General features: G+C 38.4%; 7 protein-coding genes and 1 pseudogene. 2 read left to right on the top strand and 6 right to left on the bottom strand.

Annotated features, from left to right (window positions below; all coding sequences use genetic code 11):
- The first annotated feature begins 153 nt into the window (after window positions 1–153).
- A complete protein-coding gene (locus BV375_RS13375; protein ID WP_086761208.1) occupies window positions 154–585 on the top strand; it encodes a TMEM165/GDT1 family protein in 432 nt (143 codons plus the stop codon).
- Between the two features lie 116 nt (window positions 586–701).
- A complete protein-coding gene (locus BV375_RS13370; protein ID WP_086761205.1) occupies window positions 702–989 on the top strand; it encodes a TMEM165/GDT1 family protein in 288 nt (95 codons plus the stop codon).
- 75 nt (window positions 990–1,064) lie between these two features.
- Here BV375_RS13370 and BV375_RS13365 read toward each other — a convergent pair whose 3' ends face one another.
- The 6 genes and pseudogenes from BV375_RS13365 to BV375_RS13340 all read right to left on the bottom strand — a co-directional run bounded on the left by BV375_RS13365 (window position 1,065) and on the right by BV375_RS13340 (window position 7,005).
- Window positions 1,065–1,556: a hypothetical protein gene (locus tag BV375_RS13365; RefSeq protein WP_086688675.1), complete on the bottom strand. Its 492-nt coding sequence runs from the start codon at window positions 1,554–1,556 to the stop codon at window positions 1,065–1,067.
- 438 nt (window positions 1,557–1,994) lie between these two features.
- Window positions 1,995–3,194, bottom strand: coding sequence for an acyltransferase (locus BV375_RS13360; RefSeq protein WP_086761204.1), 1,200 nt, complete (start codon window positions 3,192–3,194; stop codon window positions 1,995–1,997).
- Window positions 3,195–3,471: 277 nt separating this feature from the next.
- Window positions 3,472–4,002 (bottom strand): annotated as a pseudogene (locus tag BV375_RS13355) (WcaF family extracellular polysaccharide biosynthesis acetyltransferase); the annotation flags it as partial.
- A 17-nt stretch (window positions 4,003–4,019) separates the two neighbouring features.
- Window positions 4,020–4,595, bottom strand: a complete 576-nt coding sequence (locus tag BV375_RS13350) for a YdcF family protein (protein ID WP_086761200.1) — start codon at window positions 4,593–4,595, stop codon at window positions 4,020–4,022.
- Between the two features lie 211 nt (window positions 4,596–4,806).
- Window positions 4,807–5,637, bottom strand: coding sequence for a Uma2 family endonuclease (locus tag BV375_RS13345; RefSeq protein WP_086761198.1), 831 nt, complete (start codon window positions 5,635–5,637; stop codon window positions 4,807–4,809).
- Window positions 5,638–6,009: 372 nt separating this feature from the next.
- Window positions 6,010–7,005: an SGNH/GDSL hydrolase family protein gene (locus tag BV375_RS13340; protein ID WP_086761196.1), complete on the bottom strand. Its 996-nt coding sequence runs from the start codon at window positions 7,003–7,005 to the stop codon at window positions 6,010–6,012.
- Window positions 7,006–7,010 lie beyond the last annotated feature (5 nt).

Here is a 7,010-nt window from a genome sequence, read left to right as displayed (position 1 = left end):
CCCGAGCGTGAAAGCATAAAGCGAGCAATTTGCTCATCTTATGCTTTCAGTGACAGAACTGACAACTAATCACTGGAACTAGTTGCAATTTATTACAAAAATCTGAGAAAATGAGAAGAATATGAAAACAATCTAGGAACAAGATTACTGCCTGTGAAACTTGACTCTGCACCCTTGAGCCTTTCTGGCATATCTCAGACTGAAAGCCAGCCAGAACTTGAAGACAGTACTGATATTACGTTAACGGCTGCAATCATTGAGCCGCTTCAGCCTGTAGTTGCCGATAGCCCAAAAAAGCAAGAATCAGTAGCAGTGATTTTTGGTACAACCTTCATCACCATTTTTCTAGCAGAAATTGGCGATAAAACTCAGCTATCTACCTTGTTAATGAGTGCACAATCTCATGCACCGTGGGTAGTATTTATGGGATCTGGGGCTGCACTGATAACTACCAGCTTATTAGGCGTACTTTTAGGGAGTTGGATAGCCAACCGACTCAGCCCAAAAACCGTAGAAAAATCAGCAGGTGTGATGTTATTGCTAATTTCCCTCATGCTGTTTTGGGATGTAGTTATTAATCATTAGTCATTCTCCGCGTCACCCTTCGGGTTCGCCACTTTGCTTATGCCGGGAAACCCGTCCACCGCAAGTGGCTCACCGCGTCCCCTTGTCTCCTTATCCTCCTCATTCCCCTTAATCACATGGATTGGCATCTTTTAGGACTGAGCTTTATTACAGTTTTTTTATCAGAATTAGGTGACAAGAGTCAGCTAGCGGCGATCGCTCTTTCAGGTCGCAGTCAATCTCCGCGTGCTGTATTTTTTGGTACTGCGGTTGCCCTACTATTAACTAGCTTGTTGGGAGCATTAGCAGGGGGAGCCGTTGCAGAATTTTTACCCACACGCTTGTTAAAAGCGATCGCGGCTTTGGGATTTGCCATACTCGCCGCACGGCTGCTGTTTTTTAACGATTCCGAACCTACACAGTAAGCAAGATAGGTATATTGCACAAAAAAGACGCCAAGAAATTCTTAGCGTCTTTATTTTTTGTGTGAGATTGAAATCTTAACCTTGCTGTCTCCAGCAATAGCTTAAAAGCGCACCACCTGCTATCAGCTTAGTAGCTTCTAATATCCAATAACTACCGTGGAGTAAATTCATCGTTGCTGGAATAGTAGTCTCTACATCAAATGCATTGAGATGAACTCCGATTGCGCTCATCTGCGGAGTTAAAAGATAAGTATCAAGCAAAGCTATAACTAGCAGCAACACAGATAAAACAATACCGTTACGCCGCCAGTTGATTTGAGTTTTGCTCAAAGCTAGTACGCCAGTTAGCACTACAGCAGCAGACAATAATTCCACACGATTGAAATTCCAAAAAATTACATAGCCAACTGTAGAAAAACTAGCTTGAGTCATCATGCCAGAAATGTAAAGACTAGGCATAATTACCCAATCTAAGAGTAGGCTAGCGCTAAGCCAAAAGCCTAAAGTTAATAAAACAGCAGGTTGCCAAAACGACTGCTTGAATTGAACGTTAGAAATAGTATGCATAAAAATAATTGCTGTGTTGTATTCTTAGTTTCGACCTCTAGGCATTAGTTTGACAACACTTATCAATTATCCTTTACAAAACAATTGCCACTTCCAAGAGAAAATAGAAAGATTGTTTAGTTTTATTAAAAAAGTAGTAGTTGCAATAATTTTATTTAAAGTTATATCATGTCCGACTGATCAGTTATGATTCGATGCGTCTGTGCAGAAAGCTGAAAATTTACTCCTCTGCTGCCTTAAAGGGCGTTGCTGAATGAAAGTATGAATTTGTCTCACGCAGAGGCGCAGAGAGTAAGAGTTTAAGATATGGAATTTTTGATTTTAATACCTCGATTGAGCAACGCCCCTTAATGATAAGTCTTTAACCTGACACGATATTAGTTGTGCTGTTGAGCGCTCGCTTAAATGCAAGAGTTCTTGTGACTGGTGAATGTTTAGTCAATCTCTAAAATTCTTGGCAGAAAAATCAAGGCAAGGTTTTTCGACTAAATTATAAGTTATAAATGAAACAAATATGGTGGCTACCAACATTGATAAGGAAGCATACAAAAACTGTAAATTATTTGTAACTTGATTACAAAATCTAAATTTGAGGAAATCGATTACTACTTCGTGAGATAAATAGCAGCTATAAGAAATAATTCCTAAAAAAACTAATGGTTTCATAGATATAATTGACCTAATTTTTTTAATTCCGTTACTCCCAACATTTTTAGATAAAAGACATAATAATATTAGACTCCAAAATAAGCTTAATAATATATCTCCAAAATAATAATGAATTATCGGTGCAAAAGTTAAAGCATAGTTAGTTATAAATAAACCAATAATTGAGATAAAACATAAAGGAAATATTGAATTGGAACTAAGCTTAATATTATATTTTGTGCTATGCAGGAATATTGCTAGTAACATCCCACAACAAAAAGTGTTTAAAAGTCCTGGCAAATTCCGAAAAATAATTAATGCACTTTCAGAGTTAATATAGCTAAAATTAAGAGTTTGACTCAGTATTTTATTGAATACAACGAATAATATTCGGAAAACTTGCGATAAAACTAGAATAAATAAAGTTGACTGAAATAGTATTTTTATGTTTAGATGTTTTTTTCTTTTCATGATAAACATTAGAATACCAAGAAAAAGATAAAATTGGAACTCCAGACCTAATGACCACCAAGGTCCGCTAAATCCATATATTGTTTTACTTGAAAATGTATGAAGCATAAAAGCATGAGATAGAAATTGCACTTTTATGTCTTTCAAGTAATTGATATATTCAGGATTAGTCTGCCATCCTAGTAGAGATATTACTATAACCAAAACCAGAAAAAATAAATAATTAGGGTATATTCTTGTGATACGCCTATACATATATTTTTTAATAGAGGGTAATTTCTGATTGTTTTCTATTGAAACTATAAAGGGCTTGAATAATAAATACCCGCTTAGAACAAAAAATAGATGAAGACCGTAGTTAGAAAAAAATATTTGTTGAATGTCAAGCTTGAAAATTAAAAATGTCAGTTCAGGTTTTAGTTTATAGTTTTGAAACATATGAGTCATAAATATCAGAAAAAATGCTATACCTCTCATGCTATCAAGAATTTTGATATGTGATTTCTGATATATTTGCATAAATAAAAATTGGTATGAATTGAATTATGATAAGGGTGTTTGAAAAGTCGGGCAGGTTGAAAAAAAGCTCTCTCAGTATACGCTGTGAATAGCTAGTAAACTGTACCGAGAGAGCGACATGAGTAAAGCTTACCCTGAAGAATGAAAATATCTATTCCCTTGATTCTCTATTCTTCATTCCCCATTCCTCAGCCAAACCCTCATCTAGAAGACGGCGGACATGAATGAATTCATCTGCTACGGAGATCTGAAGCACATCTTCTACTTTTTCTCGAACTCTGCTTTTGATAGGTTGAGCCGGGTTACCTGCATAAATTGTCATTGGCTCTAACGAGCGCCCAGTAACTCCCCCTAATGTCAGCACTGCTCCCCGTCCCACTGTAACTCCAGGGCCAATTACCGACTTGGCTGCAATCCAACTACTCTCGTGAATGTGAATTGGCGCAGGAATCAGTTTAAAATTGGGATGATACCAGTCATGGTTACCAGTGCAGAGATAAACTCCTTGCGATAAACACACATGACTTTCAAGTACCACAGGCGCAAGGTTATCAATCCAAGTACTTTCCCCAATCCAAACACAATCACCAACAGTCAAACGCCAAGGAAACTTTACCCGCACACCTGGTTTAATGCGGACTTGTTGACCAATGCTAGCTCCAAAACTGCGAAGTACCCAAACCTTTAAAGTTGAGATGGGTAGCCAATTACTTTCAACTATGGGCGATCCGAGAAAGTGCCACAAAAGTTGTTTCCAGTAGGGTGCGCCGGGAGTATAACTGCCAAGAGAGTAGTTATCTAAGTGCATATATTTAGATTATTAAGTTACTTAATATTAGGATTAAGGCTAGCTCCGGTACGTCCTGAGACAATCCAGAAAAGGGATCGTCCAAGATCACGCAGAATGTGGGTAGTAGATTCTCTAGGTTGCTTGGAAGGGATGGAAATAGCAGTAAAAGTTATGCCTTGGCTACCAAGAACTAGAAACGCTATAGTTTTTGCCCTAAGCATGTGAAATTTGGAGGTAATTAAGTAAAGGTGCTGAATATGGCGTTGTTTAAAATCCGAGATAAGAGAAGTAAAGTTAGTAACGGTGTCAACAGCACGGTAGTCGAGGTGAAGACGGTTGTTGCGGATATCTGCGTTGTAAAATATAGCAAGGGTTTGGTTTGGGAGTATGCCACTAGAAATCCAGATATCTAGATTGGGATATTTTCGGGCAAATTGAGCAGTAAATTCTTCTCGATCTGAATCGCCCCCAAGAGTAAAAATAGCTTGAGGGTGGGGGGCTTGGTAGAATGCGATCGCTATTCGGAGGGGAATAACACTGAGCAACACCACGATAATAGCTACTAAGGTAAATATCCCATATTTTTTGAGTTGTCTATGCAACCGTTTCATAATTCAAAAAATGTTGGCGACACATACCCCTACCCGCCTATGGGTAAGGTTGGGGAGGGGTTTTTATTAATATGTCGCATTCGTTTTTCAAACAGGACTTACGCAAGGACTACGATTTTACGTCATTACGAGCGAAGCGAAGTAATCGCAAAGGCTTAGTTTTTCGTCACGAGTGCGTAAGTCCTATCAAATTGGTATGAGAGAAAAAAAGCTAAATTTCTTCTGGATTAATTCCCATTTCTCGGAGTTTTTGGGCTAATTTATCAGCTTTTTGTTCTGCCTGTTGGGCCCGTTGACGTTCCTGTTGGGCCCGTTGACGTTCCTGTTGGGCCCGTTGGCTTTCTCGTTCAGCCCGTTGACGTTCTTGCTCAGAACGTTGGCGTTCTTGTTCTACTAACTCACTTCCCCAAAGCAGTAAATTTCCCGATTTATCCCACCAGCGTAGCCAATAGCCTTCCAACTCGGCTTTTCTCCCAATCCACAGACCCAAAAATAAGCCCAAGGTTTCTAGCCAAAAACGTCCGGTTTCATCTGGGGATTGTTTTTGATACTTACCTTGCACTAAGAAATAGACTTCTAACACCCCGATTTGAGGATGAAAAATTACGTAAACGGGAATCCTTAAAATCTGTTCGTAAAAGTACCACTTGCCATAGGGATAGTGGGGATTAATTGAGTATTCGCCCCCTTCTGTAGCGGAGATAAATTCCATAACTAAGGCAGGCTTTTCTCCTTCTGCATGGGGAGTGTAGCTGCGGCGAATTTCACCTGAAGGGAGGGGGTGAACCGATGGGACATAAACCCAATCGGGAGCTTTCACAATAGTTTTATCGCCAACGGTGGCACAAAGACCAAAATTAGAAGCAATCAACATTGATTCGAGAATCAAGCCTGCTAACTCTAGGGATTCTCGCAGGGCAGCGGCTAGTAGGGGTTGCAGGTTACTTTCCACAGGTTCATCTGGCAAAGGAAAATCAGCAGGTAGTTTCTGCCAGGTAATCGGGAGTAAAGCATTTGCCGGTTGACCTTGTAAAGCTGTCATGGTCTGATTTAGGCGATCGCTAGCAGGGTCGATTTCATCTATTATACAAAGTTAACTAAATGATGAGATTTTAGATTGACGCTCGCATTTACCAACACTCAAAAAAGAGGCGATCGCTATTTGTATGCGAATAATACTCATACCATTTCTTAATGAAGATGCCCTTAATCAACCTGGTCCGCTAGGCTTAGTTTGAGTAGCACTAAGCTTTACCTATTGGGGAATATAGCATAGCCTCACATAGAATTGGTATCAGCACAACTGTTATAAAAGCTGCCGATTAAAACCCAGTATTTTTTAAAAAATAACTACAACATTTTCATTATATTTACTAAATATTCATTTGTTATTTATGTAATCCAAAATATTACTTTATAATTGCGTTTTAGAACAGGTTTTGAATTTTTTCTCAATACAAAGTTGTTGAAATAATACACTAGCAGCTGCTTCATTACCTGATGCATTTAAATGCACATTATCTCGAAAATAAGTAGCTACTGTACCTCCAGGCTGATTAGACCATGCTTTATGGAGATCTATTATAGGAACTTGTAATAAATTAGCTACCTGCAAAAATTTTAACTTATAGTTTGGTGTGCTGAAATTAGGAATTAAATCTGAGCGATTAGGCGAGAACAAAATATAAACAGGAATATGCTCAGCTCGAACTAGTTCTACAGTATTTTTAAGTAACTTCATATTCTGCTGGAATTGCTGATTAGGTTGAGACAATGTATTAATTGTATTGGTAGCAGTTGAAGCTTTAGCAGAATTAAAAATTATCGAGAAATGCGGTAAAACGTAGCGGATGAAAGCTTCTTGAGTAGCTAGTAGAGGTGCATGATCAGGATAACTGGGATCATGGCCAACAGGAGCACTGGTACTAGTAGGTTGCGGAAGATCGTCAGTGCCAATTTCCAGAATGACGGCATCACTTTGAAATGTTCCAAATTCACGAAGATAGCCTAAACGATTACCAATACCCCAAGAACCAGCAGAAGCATTTAATACCTCTACTTGATGTCCAGTTTCTTGAATTTTATTTTTTAATAATTCAGTAATAATTTGTCTTTGATCTGTAGGATTGCCCCCGTTCAGAACAGAATCACCTACCATTAAGATTCTGAGCGTTCCTTTAGGCTTCTCTTTTGTAATTGCATTAGAACGCTGAGAATATTGATTGTACTCAATTCTTTTTCCAAAACGGAATAGTTTTTGGTTAGGTTGAAAACGGTAGCCTGTATAAGTATCAGCTTGGCTAAGGACAGGGTTTCCTAAACCAAATGTCAGTCGTAAAACAACTTCAGTTGTTACAAAAGCAGCAGTTATCCAAATGGCTGGTTTCCAGCATTTACTTAAAAATTTCATATAAA

The organism is Nostoc sp. 106C (genome assembly GCF_002154725.1).
Classification (GTDB): domain Bacteria; phylum Cyanobacteriota; class Cyanobacteriia; order Cyanobacteriales; family Nostocaceae; genus Aulosira.
The sequence above is the reverse complement of the archived record's forward strand: the minus strand, read 5'-3'. Positions and strand labels throughout refer to the sequence as shown.